Annotated in this window: 16 protein-coding genes and 2 tRNA genes; 14 read left to right on the top strand and 4 right to left on the bottom strand. The window is 42.1% G+C overall.

The features are described 5' to 3' along the window. Window positions 1–24: 24 nt before the first annotated feature. Together ACILP5_RS09145 and ACILP5_RS09140 are read left to right on the top strand one after the other, a co-directional pair. Window positions 25–855, top strand: coding sequence for a ThuA domain-containing protein (locus ACILP5_RS09145; RefSeq protein ID WP_395618368.1), 831 nt, complete (start codon window positions 25–27; stop codon window positions 853–855). Between the two features lie 7 nt (window positions 856–862). Then, complete coding sequence (locus tag ACILP5_RS09140) at window positions 863–1,699, top strand: sugar phosphate isomerase/epimerase family protein (RefSeq protein WP_395618352.1); 837 nt, start codon at window positions 863–865, stop codon at window positions 1,697–1,699. A 125-nt stretch (window positions 1,700–1,824) separates the two neighbouring features. Here ACILP5_RS09140 and ACILP5_RS09135 read toward each other — a convergent pair whose 3' ends face one another. Genes ACILP5_RS09135 through ACILP5_RS09125 form a run of 3 tightly spaced genes read right to left on the bottom strand, consistent with a single transcriptional unit; the run spans window position 1,825 to window position 3,672 of the window. Continuing rightward, window positions 1,825–2,718 (bottom strand): aldo/keto reductase family oxidoreductase, encoded by an 894-nt coding sequence (locus ACILP5_RS09135; protein WP_395618351.1) that lies wholly within the window; start codon window positions 2,716–2,718, stop codon window positions 1,825–1,827. Continuing rightward, window positions 2,715–3,224, bottom strand: coding sequence for a D-glycero-alpha-D-manno-heptose-1,7-bisphosphate 7-phosphatase (locus ACILP5_RS09130; protein WP_395618350.1), 510 nt, complete (start codon window positions 3,222–3,224; stop codon window positions 2,715–2,717). Before ACILP5_RS09130 ends, ACILP5_RS09135 begins: the two co-directional genes overlap by 4 nt. 10 nt (window positions 3,225–3,234) lie before the next feature. Continuing rightward, window positions 3,235–3,672: a hypothetical protein gene (locus ACILP5_RS09125; RefSeq protein ID WP_395618349.1), complete on the bottom strand. Its 438-nt coding sequence runs from the start codon at window positions 3,670–3,672 to the stop codon at window positions 3,235–3,237. Window positions 3,673–3,780: 108 nt separating this feature from the next. Here ACILP5_RS09125 and ACILP5_RS09120 point away from each other — a divergent pair, with 108 nt between their 5' ends. The 6 genes from ACILP5_RS09120 to tgt all read left to right on the top strand — a co-directional run bounded on the left by ACILP5_RS09120 (window position 3,781) and on the right by tgt (window position 12,374). Beyond that, complete coding sequence (locus ACILP5_RS09120) at window positions 3,781–4,179, top strand: DUF983 domain-containing protein (RefSeq protein WP_395618348.1); 399 nt, start codon at window positions 3,781–3,783, stop codon at window positions 4,177–4,179. After that, a complete protein-coding gene (locus ACILP5_RS09115; protein WP_395618347.1) occupies window positions 4,166–5,236 on the top strand; it encodes an LptF/LptG family permease in 1,071 nt (356 codons plus the stop codon). Before ACILP5_RS09120 ends, ACILP5_RS09115 begins: the two co-directional genes overlap by 14 nt. Before the next feature lie 3 nt (window positions 5,237–5,239). Continuing rightward, on the top strand, window positions 5,240–6,121 hold the full coding sequence (locus tag ACILP5_RS09110) for a DMT family transporter (protein WP_395618346.1): 882 nt from the start codon (window positions 5,240–5,242) through the stop codon (window positions 6,119–6,121). A gap of 248 nt (window positions 6,122–6,369) precedes the next feature. Further along, window positions 6,370–7,482: a Gfo/Idh/MocA family protein gene (locus ACILP5_RS09105; protein WP_395618345.1), complete on the top strand. Its 1,113-nt coding sequence runs from the start codon at window positions 6,370–6,372 to the stop codon at window positions 7,480–7,482. A gap of 3 nt (window positions 7,483–7,485) precedes the next feature. Further along, a complete protein-coding gene (locus ACILP5_RS09100; protein WP_395618344.1) occupies window positions 7,486–11,091 on the top strand; it encodes a PVC-type heme-binding CxxCH protein in 3,606 nt (1,201 codons plus the stop codon). A 149-nt stretch (window positions 11,092–11,240) separates the two neighbouring features. Further along, the gene (gene tgt / locus ACILP5_RS09095) at window positions 11,241–12,374 is read left to right on the top strand and encodes a tRNA guanosine(34) transglycosylase Tgt (RefSeq protein WP_395618343.1); all 1,134 of its coding nucleotides are present in this window, start codon (window positions 11,241–11,243) and stop codon (window positions 12,372–12,374) included. Between the two features lie 4 nt (window positions 12,375–12,378). Here the strand turns inward: tgt and ACILP5_RS09090 are convergent, their stop codons facing one another. Next, complete coding sequence (locus ACILP5_RS09090; RefSeq protein WP_395618342.1) at window positions 12,379–12,849, bottom strand: Lrp/AsnC family transcriptional regulator; 471 nt, start codon at window positions 12,847–12,849, stop codon at window positions 12,379–12,381. A 98-nt stretch (window positions 12,850–12,947) separates the two neighbouring features. Here ACILP5_RS09090 and ACILP5_RS09085 point away from each other — a divergent pair. The 6 genes from ACILP5_RS09085 to ACILP5_RS09060 all read left to right on the top strand — a co-directional run. Then, window positions 12,948–13,020, top strand: a tRNA-Gly gene (locus ACILP5_RS09085). Between the two features lie 43 nt (window positions 13,021–13,063). Further along, window positions 13,064–13,149 (top strand) — tRNA-Leu (locus tag ACILP5_RS09080). Between the two features lie 724 nt (window positions 13,150–13,873). Beyond that, complete coding sequence (locus ACILP5_RS09075; protein ID WP_395618341.1) at window positions 13,874–14,551, top strand: helix-turn-helix domain-containing protein; 678 nt, start codon at window positions 13,874–13,876, stop codon at window positions 14,549–14,551. A gap of 113 nt (window positions 14,552–14,664) precedes the next feature. After that, entirely contained in the window at window positions 14,665–15,354 is a 690-nt protein-coding gene (locus ACILP5_RS09070; RefSeq protein ID WP_395618340.1) for a hypothetical protein, read from the top strand. A gap of 10 nt (window positions 15,355–15,364) precedes the next feature. Beyond that, complete coding sequence (locus ACILP5_RS09065) at window positions 15,365–21,010, top strand: beta strand repeat-containing protein (protein ID WP_395618339.1); 5,646 nt, start codon at window positions 15,365–15,367, stop codon at window positions 21,008–21,010. A 269-nt stretch (window positions 21,011–21,279) separates the two neighbouring features. Further along, the coding region (locus ACILP5_RS09060; RefSeq protein WP_395618338.1) for a hypothetical protein at window positions 21,280–21,588 on the top strand (309 nt) is incomplete at its 3' end.

Here is a 21,588-nt window from a genome sequence, read left to right as displayed (position 1 = left end):
TTTGTATTTTTTTTGTCGGCGTTTATGCCAAGTTTTTCGCGTGAACCTGACCCTATAAAAGCGAAAAAGCCCTTGGTGGTTTTTGTTTGTGGTGACCATGAATACTCAGGCGAGAGTACGCTTCCTTTGTTAGCAGCGGCTTTGGAAAAACAATACGGTTTTCGGACGAAAATATTAAAATCGTTTCCGGATCAAAACGCGGAGCGGGACATACCGGGTTTAGACATATTAGCGGAGGCAGATTTAGCCGTGTTTTTCCTTCGCTGGCGCCTACTTCCAGCAGACCAAGTGGCTCACATAGAGGCGTACTTACAATCTGGAAAGCCGATCATGGGGTTTAGGACAAGCACACATGCGTTTAATTATCCGAAAACAGATCCATTAGTTGCTTATAATGGCTTTGCTGAAAGAGCCTTTGGAGCGCCTCCGGGATGGGGTGGACCTTCCCAGCATACACATTATGGCCACAACGCTAGTACTGATGCCACGGTCATTGCAGAAAAAGCTAAGCACCCAATATTAACGGGGGTAGACCCTACATTCCATGTCAGGTCATGGCTATACCGCGTTTTACCTGATTACCCAGCCAAAGGAACCGAGTGGCTCCTGATGGGCAAAGCGGTGAATCCCGACAAGAAAGCAGAAGACCAACCCATCGCATGGACGTGGGAAAATCAATACAAAGGGCGCGTATTTTTTACCACCATGGGACATCCAGAGGATTTTTCAGTTGAATCTTTTCAAAGACTTGTAGTCAATGCTGTCCATTGGGAATTAGGTCTTAAAGTCCCACAAAAATGGGCTGGAAAATTAGATATAAATGTTCCTTATAGAGGAATGGTCAATTCAAAATAGTGATACAATGAAATACCCGATTGCAATGAATACGCTGGTCTATGGGCCAGACATGAATGAATCCATTATTCAACATTTAGCCTACATAAAAGAAGTGGGTTATGAAGGCGTAGAGGTACCCATTTTTGTGGTAGACCAAGATTATTGGAAACCTTGGAAAGCGGAAATAGACCGCCTAGGATTAACCGTTTTTACGGTTACTTTTTTAGGAGCGGATATGAACACCATTTCTTCGGATCCAGCCGTGCGTCAAAAAGGAGTCGATTTTCTTAAAAAAGCCGTAGATATTACCGCATATCTAGGCGCGTCTTATCTTTCTGGACCTTTTCATTCTGCATTAGCGGTGTTTTCGGGCGCGGCACCGACCCAACAAGAACTAGATTGGTCGAAGGAAAGTATGTTAGCCGTGGCGGAACATGCCAAGGAAAAAAATGTGATTTTGGGATTGGAGTATTTAAATCGATTTGAAAATTATGTGGTGAGTTCCGCAGACCAACTATACAGTTTGGTGAAAGCGATTAATCATCCGAATGTAAAAATCATGTTTGATACCTTTCATGCGCACATTGAAGAATTCAATACAGGGGAAGCCATGGTCAGAATTGCGGATGAGGTGGCGCATATTCAATTGTCTGAAAGTACTCGGGCCACCTTAGGGGAGGGTCAAGTGCATTGGGATAATGTGTTTTCTCACCTAGAGAAAATGAATTACAAAGGCTGGTTAGTCGTGGAGGCATTTACTCCTTTATTGCCTGCTGCGTGCATTTGGCGTAAGAAATATACCACAGAGGCAGAGTTAATCTTAAAAAGTTACCAGCATATTCAAAAGTATTTAGGGAAGTAAATACTAAAAAAGAGGCTCCATTGATGAAGCCTCTTTTTTATTCCAACTTTATTCTTTGTGCTTTAAATCTCCTCTCTCTACTCTATTATCTCTAATCTTTTAATTCAAGATGAAACGCTCCGCGTTTAATCTTGAATTAAAGGTGTAGGACGACTCGTATTATATAGTTCATACCAATCCTGGTGATCCATCTCAATTGCAAAAGCATCCACGATGTTTTGGATACGGTTTTCTTCGAGCGTTCCGATTAAAGGCAAGGCTCCTAATTTAATTAGCCAAGCCACAGCAACAGATTCGATATTGCTATCGTATTTCGTGGCCATCTCGTTCAGTTTCTTGCGCAATTTTAAGGCTTGCTCGTCTGTCCCGTGTTCGATGCGACCGCCGGCAAGCGGTGAAACCGCTAAAGGGCGCATGTATTTTTGCTTGATGTAATCGACGATACCATTATCTAATGCACTCGTGTTTAACAAGTTCAAGTCGATGTGATTTGAAACGATCGGGATGTTTAGGAAGGAAACCAATAATTGGTGTTGGTAAACCGAGAAGTTCGAAACACCGATGTTTTTCACTTTTCCAGAACTCTTTAATTTCTCTAAGGCTAAGGCTGTCGCCTCGATGTCTGATAAGGGATCTAATTGATCGAGTAAAAAGACGTCTAAATAATCTGTTTGTAAGTTTCGAAGCGAGTTTTCAGCCGATGCTGTGATGTGGGCTGCGGATGTATTCACGTGTGTAACACGGAAATCGGGTCTAGCGGCAGACGGGATGTTCACTCCGCATTTGGAAAACAAAACGATGTCAGAACGTTGGATGGATTTTTTTGCCAAAAGCTCACCGAAGGTTTTTTCCGCCGTATATTCTCCATAACGATCCGAGTGATCAAAAGTGTTGATACCCTTATCTAGACAGAAATGAACAATTTCTTCCATTTTCTTGTCTTCCTTCTCCCAACGCCAAAAACCATAAATGGCTGGTGAAACTTTAGGACCTGCGTCACTTAAATAAACTTTTTTCATACTACTATAATTTTTGATGCGGCTAACAAATCGTCCACTAAATGCGTGGCTTTGGTTTCAGTTCCAGCTGGGGCTAAACGTATAGTACGTAAGCCTGCGCGTGTCCCTGCGGTAATATCTCGTTCGTGGTCACCGATCATCCAGGAGGCATCCATATCCACGTTGTATTTCGCAGCGGCTTTCTCGATTAACAAGGACCCCGGTTTACGTGTCAGAGAATGACTGTCAAAGTTTTCGTGGTAAGGGCAAAAATAGATATCATCTAATTTCACACCTGTTCCTTCTTGGATTGCATCGTGAATTAAATATACGTCTTCACGTTTGTAAACGCCTTTAGCGATACCACTTTGGTTCGTTATCACAATCAATAAATACCCTGCGTCCTTTAAAGCTTGTAAGCCTTCTTGCACGCCGGGTGGGATCACAAAATGTCCTAAATGGTACACGTAATCAACGCGATCCACATTTAGAACGCCATCGCGATCTAAAAAAATGCACTTATTCATTCAATACTATTTAGGCAAATAAAGCAGCTAAGCGGCTCCAAGGAATACGGCTTAAAATCAATACCAAACCAAGGCCGTTTAATAACCACATGTTTTTGAATTTCGCGGCATCGGTGATGGCTTTCTTGTTTTTGGCATTAACAACCGTCGCTAAAACGATCGCAATGATATTAACCGTAAAGTGCTCCACTAAAATCAAGCGAGTTGCTGGATCTTTCATCGCTGCACCAAAATCAGCAAAAGCAGCTGTCGTCACCGGGCTAAGCGCTAGGTAAAGTACTAAACCGATTAACAATTGCGTGTGCAAAGAGATCATGTAGAACAAGCCTACTTTACGATCAGATTCCGTAAATACTTTGCCTGTTAAACCTTTGTAGATAGATAAAATTCCTAGTGCTAACACGACTAGAAACAATATCGAGTGAATGGTAACGAATGTTGAATACATAAGAGTGTGTTTAATTTTAGCAAAGATACGAAAAGACGCCGTAACGTGACCTTTGTTACGTTTAATCGTCTAATTTTCTTTACCTTTGGGCATATTTATTCTATTTATATGCCTAATTCTAGCAAACTAACGGCCATGGTGAATGCCCGTTGTCCGCACTGCCACGACGGTCGTTTATTCAAATACAAATGGTGGAATGTATTCAATTTTTCCCAAATGCACGAAGAATGCCCCACTTGTGACGTTCGATACGAAGTAGAGCCTGGATTTTTCTACGGGGCCATGTATATTTCGTATGCTTTCTCCATAGGAATTATGTTAGTAGGCGGAATTTTAGTCTATAATTTCCTAAACGATCCTCCAGCGATGGGCTATGTCGTACCTATTACGACGGTTTCGCTTATCTTAGTGCCTTTTAATTTTAGGACAGCTCGTGTATTATTTATACATTGGTTCTCTGGTTTAAAATACGATCCAAGCGCTGCTGCTAAGCATGAAAATTCTTGATTATTACATTCTAAAGAAATTTCTGAAGACCTACGTTTTCGCCGTTTTCATCATCGTACTCATCGTGATGGTGATCGACTACACGGAGAAAATTGACGATTTTATTCGCAAGGAGGCCCCTATCAAGGAAATTCTTTTCGATTATTATTTGAATTTTATACCTTATTGGGCCTCCTATATCAGTCCACTGATGGTCTTTATTGCGACCGTTTTTTTCACCGCAAATCTTGCTGCTAAGACGGAAATTATTGCGATTTTGAGTTCTGGGGTGAGTTTCACCCGTTTGATGCGGCCTTATTTAATCGGTTCTGGAATATTAGCAGTAGGCACCTTTTTTGTGATTGGATGGATTGTTCCGAATGCAAACAAGATTCGTGTTCCATTCGAGCATAAATACATTAATAACACCTATTATTTCGATAAACGTGACGTACACATTAAGATAGCGCCAGATGTATATGCTTACATAGAGACCTACGATAACACAACAAATACGGGCTATAGATTTACCTTAGAGCGTATTTTAGGAACGGAAATTCAACAAAAATTGATGTCAGACCGTATCACTTGGGACTCTACTACAAAGAAATGGTCGATTCACGACTATCGCATTCGGACGGCGGGCGCTACGAGTTTGAAATTTGGAAAGTTGATTGATACGACCCTAAATCTGTTTCCCAAAGACTTCGATAACAAGCATTTACTCCACGAAACCTTTACCCTCCCAGAGCTGAATCGACACATAGCTTTAGTTGAATCACGCGGAGCAGATGGCATAGAGGTCTTCCAAATCGAAAAATACCTTCGTTTCGCGAACCCCTTCTCCGTCATGATTTTAACGATCATCGGCTTTTTGGTTTCGGCTAGAAAAGCCCGTGGCGGCGTGGGTTTCCAAATTGCTTTGGGCTTTAGTTTAGCTTTTATTTACATCCTCTTCTTCATGATGAGCAAGGGGATTGCCGAAGGCGGTGGGATGCCTCCGTTGCTGGCAGTTTGGCTGCCTAATATCGTGTTCTCTGCCGTGGGTGTGGGGCTTTATTATACCATTCCGCGCTAAAAGATGAGACAGGCTCCTCGGCTTCTCGATTATTTCAAAATTCATTTTATCGTGATTTTGTATGCATTCACCGCCATTTTAGGAAATGCGACAAATGCGAATGCGTTAACGGTGGTCTTTTTTCGCTGCCTCATAGCTGCAGCAGGTTTAGGTTTGATGCTAGCCGCTGCAAAAAAATCTTTTCGGGTTCCTGCCTCAGTTCTTAAAATCTGGGTGTTAAATGGGGCCTTTGTTGCCTTGCACTGGCTCCTGTTTTTTAGTGCGGCGAAAGTTTCGACCGTCGCCATGTGCCTCGCCGGTCTTTCTACCCAAACTTTTTGGACCTCCATTCTGGAGCCCATTGCGAAGAAGCAGCCAATCGCGAAGATCGAAGTCTTTCTTGGAATTTTGGTAGTGATTGCCTTAAGTATCATTTTCTCCGTCGAACCCGGCCAATGGATCGGCTTGGTGATGGGTATTGGAGCCGGATTTTTTGGAGCCCTTTTCTCCGTCATCAATGGAAATTATACCCACACGCACGACCCTAAAATGATTACTGTCTATGAGATGCTATCGGCGGGAATAATTACCGGCGCCGTCTGGTTAACGGGGCTTTTAGGCGGATCACCCGGATTCATCCCTATCGGCCTTGATTGGCTCTGGATCGGTATTTTAGCGGTGGTTTGTACCGTTTATGCCTACACCGAGACCATCCATTTGTACAAGGTTTTCTCCGTCTTTTCGATCAATCTTGTGATCACGCTGGAACCCGTTTATGGGATTCTATTAGCGGTTTTTATTTTTGGCCAAAAAGAAGTCATGCAACCCGCTTTCTACTGGGGAACATCACTATTGGTGCTGACGGTGATGGCGCATCCTTTTTTGTCGCGGACGCACAAAGAATAAAGAATAAAGTACAAAGAACAAAGTCGGAATCCCCTCTGGGGATGAATTCGTGAAATATTTTTTCTATACGTCGCGAAGCGAAACCACCTTTATGCTTTGTGCTTTATTCTTTATACTCTCTAATCTCCTCTCTCCTCTCTCTAATCTGAATCAGGACAGCCCGGTAGATTTCTTCATTTATTTCTTTTATATTTAATGGTAAATGGTAAGTGGTGAATGGTAAATGAATGATTGAAATCTTTTAAACTATGAAAAAATATAACGTTGCGATTGTTGGACTGGGTTTTGGTGCGGAGTTTATTCCGATTTATTTGAAACACCCGTTGGCAAATATGTATGCAATTTGCCAAAGAAACGAAGACAAACTCAACTCCATCGGGGATGCTTATGGGATCGAGACGCGCTACACGGATTTTGAGAAGCTTATCCAGGACCCGAATGTAGATGTAGTACATATCAATTCTCCTATTCACTTACACGCGGAGCAGACGCTCAAAGCCCTTAATGCAGGGAAACACGTGGCTTGCACGGTGCCTATGGCGACGACAGTGGAGGAATGCAAGGCGATCGTGGAGGCGAGCAAGCGCATGGGCAAGAAATACATGATGATGGAGACGGTGGTCTATGCCCGCGAGTTCTTGTACATCAAGGAATTATATGAAAAAGGGGAGCTAGGCAAGATTCAATTCTTGAAAGCATCCCATCAACAAGATATGGATGGATGGCCGGATTATTGGCCAGGATTGCCTCCCATGCACTATGCGACTCACTGCGTAGGTCCGGTAGCGGGCTTATTACGTCTGGAGGCGGAGTATGTTTCTTGCTTCGGATCTGGAACGATTCGCGAGGAATTAATCCAACATTATAACTCGCCATTTGCGGTAGAATCAGCGCACATTAAGTTCCGCGATTCTGATTTAAGCGCGATGGTATACCGCTCTTTATTCGATGTGGCGCGTCAATACCGCGAGAGTTTTGAGGTCTATGGATCGAAGAAATCGGTGGAATGGCCTTTAATTGAAGGCGAAGAATTAGTGGTGCATACCGCTAAAAAACCGGAGCCAGAGATTCCTTCTAAAGTTTCTACCCCTGATTTCGCCCACTATTTACCGGAAGAAATCCAACGCTTCACTACAAAAGGCGTGTATGACGAGGACGAAAATACTCACCTTTCCTTTACACAAGGCGGAGGCCACGGTGGTTCGCACCCTCACTTAGTAAACGAATTCTTACAAGCTTTGGCAGCAGATCGCGATCCATTCCCGAATGCACCACAGTCCGCAAACTGGACTTCGGTGGGGATTTTAGCACACGAATCAGCGCTACAAGGCGGAAAAATTATTGAAATACCTAAATTCTAGACGATGCGTTTTCTCTTATTTGCTGCGGCACTCTTGTTTCAATTCTCGGTTTCTGCCGCACCTGGCAGACGTTTAGAATTATTATTTTTAGGTGATAAAGGCCACCACAAACCTTTTGACAGATATCCTGCGCTGCAATCTGCGGTGGGAATTAAGGGGATGAACATCACCTATACGGAATCTTTGAAAGATTTAAATGAGGCTTATTTGAACAAATTCGATGCCTTGGTGATCTATGCGAACCACGATTCTATCGCCGCACCGCAGGAGAAAGCGCTCTTGAATTATGTGGCTTCGGGTCACGGTTTAGTGGCCATTCACTGTGCTTCGTTTAACTTCCGCAATTCGAAAGAATTTGTGAAGATGGTGGGTGGGCAGTTTTGGCGTCATGGGATGGATTCGATTCGGGTGAAAAACGAGGCGAATACTTTCGTGAAGATTAAGACAGTAGACGAGACGTATTTGCACAGCCAGTTACAGCCGGATAACCAGATTTGGCAATCTAGAATTATAGGCCCAGAACAAGCGAAAGACAAACCGGGTGCGACTACTGAACCTTATACTTGGACCAGAACTTATGGAAAGGGTAACGTATTCTATACGGCTTATGGTCATGACGAGCGCACGTGGGAAACGGAAGGATTTCAGGATCTAGTAACCCAAGGCATTTTACACGCGGTAGGGGCAGAAAAAAGGGCTTTATTAACGGCATTAAATATTCCGGTATTGAAATACCGCGAGGCCAAATTGCCTAACTACGAGAAACGTGAAGGCGCTCAATTGCAGCAATTGCCTTTGAGTCCGGAGGAATCGGTGAAGTTTATTCAAGTGCCTGTGGACTTCAGTTTGCAGGTTTTTGCGTCTGAACCGAACGTGATGCACCCGATTGCGATGGCTTGGGATGAGCGCGGACGATTGTATGTGTTGATTACCAAAGACTATCCTAACGAGCGAAAAGAAACGGGCGGTAGCGATTATATCTTATTGTGTGAAGACACGAATAACGATGGCAAAGCTGATAAGTTCACGAAATGGGCGGATGGATTGAGTATTCCTACTGGAATGGTGTTCGCTAATGGTGGCTTAATCATCTCGCAGGCGCCGCACATGATCTTGTTGAAAGACACGAACGGCGACGACGTGGCGGATGAGAAGAAGATTTTGTTCACCGGTTTTGGGACAGGTGATACACACGCAGGTCCTTCGAATTTGCATTATGGATTCGATAACTGGATCTGGGGTTCTGTAGGTTATTCAGGTTACAAGGGCAAAGTGGGAGCGGATTCGCTGCAATTTGCACAGGCATTCTTCCGCTTTAAGCCAGATGGTTCGAAGATGGAGCACATGACCACGACCTCGAATAATACCTGGGGTTTTGACTTTAACGAGGCGGGCGATGTGTTTGGTTCAACCGCCAATAACGCTCATGGCTGGTATATGGCCATTCCGCACCGCAATATTTGGCATGCACCTATGACTTTGAATGGTTCCAAAAATACGGATACGCACAAGGATATGCGGACGATCACGAAGAAAGTGCGTCAGGTCGATGTTTTTGGTGGATTTACAGCAGCAGCTGGACATAATTTCTATTCTGCGCGCTCGTTCCCGAAAGAATATTGGAACCAAATCGCCTTCGTTTCAGAGCCGACAGGCCACGTGATTCATCAGAATCGCCAGGTTTCTACAGGTTCAGATTTCAACGACAAAGAAGCATTCAATTTCCTTGCTGGAGCAGACGAATGGGTATCTCCGGTGTTTGCGCAAGTAGGTCCGGATGGGGCTGTTTGGGTGGCGGACTGGTATTCGTACATCATCCAGCACAACCCGACGCCGCAAGGATTTAAGAATGGTGGAGGAAATGCCTACGATACGGATTTACGTGATTTTACCCACGGTCGTATTTATCGCGTGGGCTATAACAAAGCGCCAGCTTATACACCTGTTTCTTTAAAGACTCCGGCAGAATGTGTGGCTGCCTTGAGCAATTCGAACTTATTTTGGCGATTGAACGCGCAACGTTTATTAGTAGAGCGCGGAAATAAAGACGTGGTTCCGGCTCTGGTGGCTTTAATTGGTTCTGCCAAAACCGATGAAATCGGTCTCGCTCCCGGTGCAATTCACGCCCTACGAACTTTAGAAGGATTAGGCGTTTTACCGATGGACGTTCTGGCACGTGCAATGAAGCATTCTTCAGCCGCAGTGCGTAAGCAAGCGGTACAAGTTTTACCTCGCACGGCGGCGTCAGCGAAATTGATTTTGGACCAAAAAATGCTCAACGACAAAGACTCTCTAGTTGTTTTAAATTCTATTTTAGCCTTAATCGAATCCCCGTCCTCCCCAGCAATTGAAGCGGCGATGGCGCGTAAAATCGCAGTCTCGGCGAAAACCACTGACCGTTGGATTCCAGATGCTTTAACAGCTTACGTAATGGCAGGTGGCCCTGTACGTCGTGCTGCATTTATCGCAAAACAAGGGGCTCAATCAAGTGCAGTAGTAGCCGAGAAATTAGCGAAAGAAGCGAAAAATCCATCAACTACTGGCACCGAATCAGGCCTAGACTTAGTCGTGGAAGAAGTTCAAATCAAAGGCGGCAACTTCCGTTTACGTGAAGGTGCTAGTTTCGTGATCCGCGTGAAAAACAGAGGCGATAAAGCACTACCAAAAGGCACTCCACTTCCCCTAACCGTCAAAATCGAAGGCATGGGTCGTCGTACTGATTTAGAATCCTATACCTTCACAGATGGTGCAGCTCCAGGTGAAACGGTTTCAGTGGTGAAAAACAACAATGGTCCTTGGACAGGAAACTTAGGTTGGACAGCTGACGAAGCAGGTAACTATGTGATGGAAATCAACCTAGACACAAAAGCGGTATTAGGCGAATCAAATCGTAATAACAACACCTTCAGACAACCGATTGTGGTTTCATTGCCAGCTGATTTAGGCTCGTACATTGTAGAGAAATCGTTCCGCGGCATGACCTCAGATGACTCCGCTAACGACATCGTTGCTTTATTGCGCTCGATCAAACAAGTGGCTAGTCCTACGATGGGAGCTGCTTTGAAAGGGGCTTCTGCAACTTGGAATGCGAAACGCTCAGCAGATTTATTAGCTGATAATGTAAGTTTCATCAAAGGCTTAGGCAAGCAATTGCGTCCGCAAGATGTGGAGGCGTATGAACGCTTAGCCGGACTTTGGAAAGTAGAAATTCCTACTGCCGAGGTGAAAGGTGTAGTCGTAAAACGTACGATTATGACGATCAAAGAAGCGATGAAATACAGCCCAGCGGAATTCACGGTACCTGCAGGTGCTACGGTCGAATTGATCTTCGAAAACGTCGATGCGATGCAGCACAACTGGGTTTTAGGCGCTTTAGGTAGCCAAGAAAAAATCGGTTTGGCGGCTGACAAAATGATCACCGCAGCGGATGGCGCGGCAAAAAATTATATTCCTGCGATGCCGGAAGTGTTAGCTTACACTCCATTAGTCGAATCCGATGGCCGGGTGAAAGTGGTCTTCAAGGCACCAATTGTTCCAGGCAATTACCCGTTCTTGTGTACCTTCCCAGGTCACTGGAGGATTATGAATGGGGTGATGAAAGTTGAATAATTCCCCCTGGGAATTATTCAACTTTCATGAGAGTAGAGATAATAGAGTAGAGAGTATAGATAGGAGATTGTAGAATATAGTCGGAGGATGTTTTTAAATATCTCTACTCTTTACTCTATAATCTCTTATCTGTTTCATAGCTTTGCGCTATGAAATTCTCAATAAGCCACACGGATCCTAGCTCGAAAGCGCGCGCAGGAGAAATACAGACCGATCACGGGACGATTCAAACGCCCATTTTCATGCCTGTAGGCACGGCTGGAACCGTAAAAGGCGTTCATATTTCAGAATTAACAGACCCGATTAAAGCCCAAATCATTCTCGGAAACACCTACCACCTGTACCTGCGTCCGGGTTTAGAGGTGATTGAAAGGGCGGGAGGATTACATAAATTCAATGGCTGGCAAGGGCCTATTTTGACGGATTCAGGAGGGTATCAAGTGTATTCTTTGGCAGGAACCGGACGAAAAATTCAGGAAGAAGGAGTTAAATTCAAATCACATATCGACGGAAGTATTCACTATTTCACGCCAGAAGGAGTGATGGATATTCAGCGCACAATCGGGGCGGATATTATCATGGCTTTTGATGAATGCACGCCGTATCCATGCACTTACGAATATGCCCGCAAATCGATGGATATGACGCACCGCTGGCTGGATCGTTGTATCACACGTTTTGATGAAACTGATCCTAAATACGGTTATAATCAGACGCTATTCCCTATCGTTCAGGGAAGTGTTTATTCCGATCTACGGAAGGTATCGGCGGAGTATATTGCCTCCAAAGGGGCTTTTGGTAATGCTATAGGCGGTTTATCCGTGGGCGAGCCAGTAGAAGATATGTATGCAATGGCGGATGAGGTGACCGATATTTTACCCAAAGACAAGCCTCGCTACCTAATGGGCGTGGGGACACCGGCGAATATTTTAGAAGGAATAGCACTCGGAATCGATATGTTCGACTGCGTGATGCCTACTCGAAATGCGCGTAATGGGATGATTTTTACGACACAAGGAATTATCAATATCAAGAATAAGAAGTGGGAGTCTGACTTTTCTGTGGTTGATCCACATTTTGTGAACGATGTTCACGGTCAATATACGAAGTCGTATTTGCGTCATCTCGTGCGTTGCGAGGAGATGCTGGGAGCGATGATCGCGAGTGTTTGCAATCTACGTTTCTATTTGTGGATGGTAGGTGAGGCTCGCAAGGAAATTCAAGCGGGGACGTTTACGGCTTGGAAAAACCGAATGATCCCGCAGTTTATGCATCGATTATAAGTTATCAAGGAATAGGCAATACTTTACTTTCTTTGAACGAAGACAGAATCACCATAGTCGATGTGGCTGCTACTTCTTCTATTTCATTGATTTTTTCGAGCATTAATTTCTGATAAGAAGAAATATCTTTCGAAATAATTTTCAACATAAAATCGCCTGAACCCGTCACATGATGGCACTCGATCACCTCTGGAATTTGGTTGATTTGTTTGACGAAAGACTCGGTCACTTGCTTCTTGTGTCCGGTTAAGGTTACTGTCACAAACGTGCTCACACCTAAGCCTACTTTTTCTCTATCCACCTGAGCGTGATAGCTTTGGATAATTCCTACCGTTTCTAGTTTCTTTACGCGTTCCAAAGTAGGTGCCGGCGAAAGACCGATTTCCTTAGACAATTGTGCGTTTGTGATCTTCGCATTTTGCTGAAGAATCTCCAATAATTTGTGATCAGTTTGGTCGAGTTTGTTGATGCTCATATTTTTTTCGAAAGCATAAATTTAGAGAATATTTTTACTAAAATTTGATTTCGACTTGCATAATTCAATAGGAGGGCTTATTTTTGCATCCACAAAACGCGAAAGTAGCTCAGCTGGTAGAGCGCGACCTTGCCAAGGTCGAGGTCGCGGGTTCGAACCCCGTCTTTCGCTCGAAACGAAAAAGCACCATCGGTGCTTTTAGTTTTATCAGGACGCTTGGGTGGTGGAACTGGTAGACACGCGGGACTTAAAATCCCGTGAGCCGTAACGCTCGTGTGGGTTCGATTCCCATCCCAAGTACAATTCAAGCGTCTGAAAAAGCCTTCCTTCGGGAAGGCTTTTTTGTTTTACGCCCGACTCATATCAAAAGGATAACAATTAGATTATTTTTTCTTACCTTAACATTAGCTAAATGTTCTAAAATTGATACCTGCGATTTGTTTTTTGAGTTTTCTCAGCTAGCCTCTGAGAATTTGGGCTCATTGATTTAAAGATAAGAGCTGGCTTAATTACCTGAAATGCTGGGACTTTTGAGTCGATTAATTGGGGGAGATGTTGCCTTATCAATTGAAATACTTATATTTCTATGTAATTTATCTGTATGTTAGTCCTGTTCTTTTCGTTTCTAGGAATACTGTTAAGTTTAGTCATCATTCGATTTAATCCCAATAATCGATATTTAGCGGCGTTTTACTTTTTGAACAGCTTGTATGGAGTTTTCTATGCTGCCGTTTTTTATTATAAAATTCCAATCATCTCAGTCATCCTTTTAGTGCACATCTCGCCTCTCTTTTTATTATTGGGGCCTTGCATTTACTTTTATATCAGGCATGAATTGACAAAGTCGAATCAGATAAAGTCGTCTGATTTAATCCATTTTTTGCCTTTTATTCTATGTATACTTGTCATATCCCCCTATGTTTTTCAAACATTAGAATACAAGTATAGATTTGTTGCGTTCTTTCATGTCTCCAATTACGAGGCCATTGATAAAATGAATCTCCTGATTATTCCGGTAAAATATATGTTTATCGCTAAAAATATAATCCTGACAGGTTACATGTTGTATATAAGTGCTTGGTATTTATTAATTAAAAATAGGGGCATTTTAATACTGCATAAAGGGAAAAGCAAGTGGTTAGATTTTTTCATCCCTTCCATATTGATTTCAAACCTATTAATTATATTCTTTACTGCATATAGGCTTACTAATTTGGGGAATGGAGATTTTGTAAATCCTTATCCTGTATTAATTGTATCATCAATAGTGGGGACAATGCTGTATATCAGTGTCTTATTCTTTCCCAATGTTCTGTACGGAGAAGTTAAAAAGCAGATAGATCCTCCAGAAACCTTGCAGCCAGAGAAAGGGCAAATTCTAGAATTTGAGCAAATGTTACAGGCATACTTAATTACTCTCCCCTATCTTTCTTCGGATTTTGGAAAGCCAAAGTTGATTACTGAATTAAAAATTTCTGACCGTTTTTTTACCTATTATTTTAACGAATATTTAGGCAGCTCATTTGCCCAATGGAAGTCAGATTTGCGGATAGACTATGCTAATAATTTGGTAAAGAATGGCTATTTAAAAAACCATACAATTGAGAGTTTAGCTCTTCTAGTCGGATTTCAAAGTCGGAGTAAATTTTCTACAGCCTTCAAGAGTCGCATAGGGGTCCTCCCTTCAAACGTATCAAATTGATATCATTGCTCCTTTGTAATATTTGGGAGCAACCCTTCGTTGCTTTTTAATCAGAGTTGAATTTTACTAAAGTAGATTTATGTTGCTAAGTCCCCTCCATAAACAACTGTAAATTGAAATTATTAAAGCTCACTGTTCTAATAATTTTTTGCGCCTTTTCTTCGTTTAGTCAACAGATTAAATTAAGTCAAGGTCTTTCCTTCACAACCTATGATTACGTAAATAATCAAGGGCAGGCGATTACGTCATTAAAGTCTGGTTCTGGAATTGCTTTTCAAATCTCGTTGCACAAGCCAAGGCTTGTTGATTTAGCGAAATATCAAGTTTCCCAAAAACCCTTTGCCATCTACCTAAGTAAAAACAAGCTCCTTGCTAAAGCTTTAAGCTACATGAATTATGATGTGGGCGCTCAATTTACTCAGCTCAATGCGGTAGGAGACATTCCACCTACAGCTTTTTCTTATCAAACAGATTTTCTAGGAGTCTTTGGAAAACTAGGCGTTCGAGTTCCCCTTCCCTATCAGGTTGCCATTAATGTGCAGGGAATTTTGAGTGTTAATAAAATAGCTCACGGCAATCAGCTATTGGGTAATCGCTATTTGAATTTAATTGACGACCCTCAATTTTCAGGAATAAAAATTATAGCGGGTTATGGTTTTGAAATTGAAAAAAGTTTTACCGATAAATTGGTCGGCCATTTTTCATACCAGAAAGGCCAAACCATGGGAGTATCCCCTGTAAATAATTCCTTGCTAAATTTTGCCCCCGCCATTTTTTCAGTGGGTTTAAGAATAAACAAGTAAGACCTAACCTATGAAAAGACTTTTACTCGTCTTCGTATTAATTTTATGTTCTTTAGTTGGGTTTTCTCAAGCTAGTAAAAGGACATTGAATTACCAGGCGGTAATAATTGATCCCAGCACAAAGGATATTCCCGGTACGGGCTTATCGAATCAACCTTATGCGAACGGTAAGGTATGTATTCGCTTTTCTTTCTACAATCCACAAAAACAATTAGAGTACGAAGAGATCCAAGAGGATTCCACTGATGGGTATGGACTGGTGGATTTATCTATTGGTTTAGGAAAACAACCCTTAGTATACAGTGGAAATGCAACACCGAATTATAACTCATTTGAAACAGTTTTTTGGTCATCGGACACCAAGACCCTAAAAGTAGCAATCAGTTTAGATGGTTGTAAAACCTTTTCGGAGGTAAGTTCTCAACTATTAACCTATACTCCTTATTCATTTTACGCGGATAATGTGAAGTATAGCAACGTCCAAAATGCACCAACCAAATTATCTGAATTCCTGAATGATAAGCAGTTTGTATCATTAAATGATTTAGATACGTTAATATCCAGAGTGGCTATTTTAAGACAGGTCGTTTTAGAAAATACGGCCAAAATTAATGTCAACACAGCCGATATTTTATTGAAGGCTCCACTGGCTTCACCTGCTTTGACCGGCATACCTACTGCTCCTACGGCACCCAATGGCACCAATTCAGATCAAATAGCTACCACGGCTTTTGTGACATCTATGCTAGGGGTTTCTGGTACAGGAGGAAGTAATCCGAACGCGGTAAGTTTAGGTGGAGATTTAGGGGGTATAAAAGAATCGCCCACAGTGAATACCGTAGGAGGAGTGTCTTCGTCGACAATTAGTACTTTACCTACAGCAGTTGCCTCCAATACGGCGAGTATTACTTCCTTAGAGGCAAAGGTTCAAGCAAATACCCTAAGTATTACGTCCAATACAGATTCCATTACAGGACTAGAAACACTAGTTAATTCAAATACGGCTAGTATTACCTCGAGTATAAGTGCTATTTCAGGAATAGATTCAAGAGTTACATCTAATACTAATGAACTATTATTAAAGGCGCCTATTGCATCACCCTCATTTACTGGCATACCCACGGCACCCACAGCAGCGGCTGGAACAAGTACAACTCAATTAGCGACAACAGAATTTGTTTCCACTATTTTGGGAGGTACAAATACACCAGATGCGGATGCCACTACTAAGGGGAAGCTAAAATTAACCAATGATTTAGGAGGCACCGCGAATTTACCAACTGTAAATAGTGTGGGAGGAGTAAGTTCAACTACAATTGCGACATTACCTACATCAGTAGCAGCAAATACATTGAGTATTACCTCATTAACAAATTCAGTAGCTGCGAATACAGCGAGTATTACATTTGAGATTTCAAGAGCTCAAAATGCAGAGTCATTATTAGACACTAGGATCTTATCTAATACGGTTAGTATTACATCAAATACATCAGATATAGCCTTAAGAGCAACAATTGCATCACCCTCATTTACTGGCATACCCACGGCACCCACAGCAGCAGCTGGAACAAGTACAACGCAATTAGCGACAACCGAATTTGTTTCCACTATTTTGGGTGGTACTATTACGCCAGATGCGGATGCTACGACTAAGGGTAAGCTAAAATTAACCAATGATTTAGGAGGCACAGCAGATTTACCTACCGTAAATAGTGTGGGAGGGGTAAGTTCAACTACAATTGGTACATTGCCCACTTCAGTTGCATCTAATACGGCTAGCATCACAGTAAATACATCAGATATTGCCTTAAGAGCTCCCATTGCATCACCCTCATTTACGGGTATACCCACGGCACCTACAGCACCAGCTGGTTCAAGCACAAATCAATTAGCAACCACCGCATTTGTTTCTACCATGGTAGGAGGTACTTTTACACCAGATGCAGATGCTACAAATAAGGGTAAGCTAAAATTAACCAATGATTTAGGAGGTACAGCGGATTTACCAACAGTGAATAGTGTGGGTGGAGTTAGCTCATCAACAATTGCGACATTGCCTACATCAGTCGCGTCAATTACAGCGAGTATCACCTCTTTATCAAATTCAGTAGCAGATAATACTGCGGCCATAATTTTAAATGCGAATGTATTATCGGCCAGTATTACCGCAGAGATGAATAGAGCAACAGCTGCTGAATTAGTATTAACAAATAATCTAAATGCAAACACCAATAGCATTACAGCAAACACAAATAGTATTGTCGCGAATACTTCCAGCATAACTACTAACACTAATTCTATTACAGGACTAGATACTCGAGTTACTTCTAACACCGCGAGTATCACCGCGAACACGAATGCTATTACTGGTTTTGATACTAGGATTACATCAAACACTGCAAGTATTACCACGAACACGAATGCTATTTCTGGTCTTGACACTCGGGTGACTTCGAATACGGCAAGTATTACTGCCAATACCATAGACATTGCCTCTAACACTGCAAGTATTACCACGAACACGAATGCTATTTCTGGTCTTGACACACGAGTTACATCGAATACTGCAAGTATCACTGCGAATACCATAAACATTGCTTCCAACACTGCAAGTATCACTGCGAACACGAATGCAATTACTGGTCTTGATACTCGGGTGACATCGAATACAAGTAGTATTACGTCTAATACCACAAACATTGCTTCCAACACCGCAAGTATCACTGCGAACACGAGTGCTATTGTTAGTCTTGATACCCGGGTTACTTCCAACACCACAAGTATCACTGCGAATACAAATGCTATTGCAGGTCTTGATACTAGAGTTACATCGAATACAAGTAGTATTACGTCTAATACCACAGACATTGCTTCCAACACCGCAAGTATCACTGCGAATACAATTGCTATTGCTGGACTTGAAACTAGGGTGACTTCGAATACAAATAGTATCACGGCTAACACTTCGAACATAGCATCGAACACTGCAAGTATCACCTCGAATGCTAATGCTATCGTTGATCTTGATACCCGGGTTACTTCCAACACTGCCAGTATTACATCGAATAGTAGTGCTATTTCAGGATTAGATTCAAGAGTTACATCCAATACATCAGATATTGCCTTAAGAGCGACTATTAATTCTCCCTCATTTACAGGTACGCCTACGGCACCCACCGCGCCGTCCGGCACCAATACTAACCAAATTGCAACTACTGCTTTTGTAGAAGCTATAGTTCAATCAAATTTACAATCAGGTATATCTTCTGCTTCGACTCCAGATGCTACTTCAACTACAAAGGGAAAGCTTAAATTAACCAATGATTTAGGAGGAACAGCAGATTTGCCAACAGTGAACAGTGTAGGTGGAGTTAGTTCAGCAACTATCACAACCTTACCTACCTTAGTTGCATCTAACACGGTTAGCATCACATCCAATACATCAGATATAGCTTTAAGAGCGACTATTGCATCACCCTCATTTACAGGCACACCTACGGCACCCACAGCAGCTGCCGGAACAAGTACAAATCAACTAGCGACTACTGCATTTGTTTCTACTATGGTGGGAGGTACTTTTACTCCAGATGCAGATGCTACTAATAAGGGTAAGCTTAAATTAACCAATGACTTAGGAGGCACAGCAGATTTGCCAACAGTGAACAGTGTGGGTGGAGTTAGTTCATCAACAATTGCGACATTACCTACGTCAGTCGCAGCAAATACAGCGAGTATTACCTCCTTATCAAATTCAGTAACAGCAAATACGTTTAGTATTACATCGGAAATTGCGAGAGCTCAAAATGCAGAGTCATTATTAGATTCGAGGATCTTATCTAATACGGTTAGTATCACATCAAATACTTCAGATATAGCCTTAAGAGCAACCATTTCATCCCCCTCATTTACAGGTACGCCTACGGCACCTACAGCAGCTGCTGGAACAAGTACAGATCAGTTAGCAACAACTGCATTTGTTTCTACTATGGTAGGAGGTACTTTTACCCCAGATGCAGATGCTACTAATAAGGGTAAGCTTAAATTAACCAATGATTTAGGAGGTACAGCAGATTTGCCTACTGTAAATAGTGTAGGTGGAGTTAGTTCATCAACAATTGCGACATTGCCAACTTCAGTAGCTTCGATTACAGCGAGTCTCACCACTTTAACAAATTCACTAGCATCAAATACAACTTCAAATACCACAGCTATTGCATCAAATACAGAGAGTATTACAGCATTGTTAACAGATTTAGCATTAAAAGCAACTATAAATTCACCATCCTTTACCGGTACTCCCACCGTACCATCTCCTGCAGCAAATTCAAATAGTAATCAAATTGCAACAACAGCATTTGTCACTACTCTAGTAGGGGGTGCGTCAATTCCGGATGCAAATTCAACAACAAAAGGGAAGCTTAAATTAACCAATGATTTAGGAGGCACAGCAGATTTACCAACAGTGAATAGTGTGGGAGGCGTAAGTTCAACTACAATCGCGACATTGCCCACCTCAGTCGCAGCTAACACGGCTAGCATCACATTAAATACATCAGATATCGCCTTAAGAGCAACTATTGCATCCCCTTCATTTACAGGTACACCTACGGCACCCACAGCAGCAGCTGGAACAAGTACAGATCAAATAGCAACAACCGCATTTGTTTCTGCTATGGCGGGAGGCACATATACACCAGATGCGGATGCTACCAATAAGGGTAAGCTTAAATTAACCAATGATTTAGGAGGTACCGCAGATTTACCTACTGTGAATCAAATCGGGGGCGTCAGTTCTTCGACCATTTCTTCTTTAAGTACTACTGTTTTAGCAGCTACGTCCAGCAATACGGCTAATGCTTTAGTAAAGCGAGATGCTAGTGGCAATTTCTCTGCAGCAACCATTACTGCTGCCTTAACTGGTAATGCAAGTACAGCTACTGCATTACAAACTCCTCGAAGTATTTTTGGTACTAATTTCGATGGAACCTCTGCCATCAGTGGAGTGATTTCTCCAACCTTCGGTGGCACAGGAGTAAATAATGGAAATAACACGATTACTCTTGCCGGGAATTTAAGCACTTCTGGCAATTTCAATACAATTTTAACTACTACAGCGGCCACTAATATTACGTTACCTACATCAGGTATTTTGTCTACGCTTTCTGGTACTGAAACATTAACGAATAAGACCATAAGTAACGCAATTTTGTCAGGAACTACTTCTGTAACAGGTGCACTAACTGTATCTGGGTCAAATATATTAACAGCAGGAGGTACCACTTTCCCAACTGCGACAGGTACAACCGGACAAGTGCTTACCCTAAGTTCTGCAGGCGTAGCCATTTGGAGTTCTGCTGGCACTACAGTTAGGGAAGTTTTTGATGAAACAACCGTAGGAGCTTCAACGGGAACTATGTCCGCGACTACAAGTTTGCAAACAAATTTTACCCTCACCCAAACACCTAACAGCCTTTCTAAGCTCAAAATGTTTGTCAATGGTATCCTAATTAGTTTTAATGCTTATTCATATAGAACAGATGCAACTTTTGCAACCACCACAACAACTCCTACAAAATGGGTGGTATATAATAAAACCTTTAACGGATCATATGATATTTCTGCCAATGATCGGGTTGCATTTGTTTATTTTTATTGATAGGTTTTTCTCTTTACGTTTTTATGTACAAAATCATTAACATACTTCACCGGTTTTTTCGAGACTCTGTCTTGTTAAGCGGATGTATGATTTTTGCATTTTTCAGTTTTTCTAATTTTACTGTTTTCGCTCAGAATAGTAATGTTACTATCAGTACTTCAGCTACGAGTGGGGGTAGTTGGTCGCCTGCAACCGGTAACAACGTTTCCTATGTTTTTACACCAAGTGCCAATAGTGCAAATATTAATGTTAGTGATATTAACACTCGCTTGTCCACAAATTTTAGTAATGTAACTATTTTAACTTCTTGTATTTCTTGTACTCAGCCCGGAACTGTCACGGTTAGTACTCCCATTAACGCGGATGCAAATTTAGGATCGACCACTTATAATAAGTTATTAAAGATCCAGTCGAATAGTGATATTAATGTGAACTTTCAAATATCATTAGCTAATAGTGGAAATGGCACAAATTACTATAATACCCATGCAATAGAGTTGAATAGTTCGAATGGTGATATTAATCTAATTGCACCAGTAAGAACCCAACCTGTTGGAACAAATAATTATAACGTTACT

Source organism: Aquirufa sp. (genome assembly GCF_044239315.1).
Lineage (GTDB): Bacteria > Bacteroidota > Bacteroidia > Cytophagales > Spirosomataceae > Aquirufa.
This window is presented reverse-complemented; position numbering and strand designations above follow the sequence as displayed.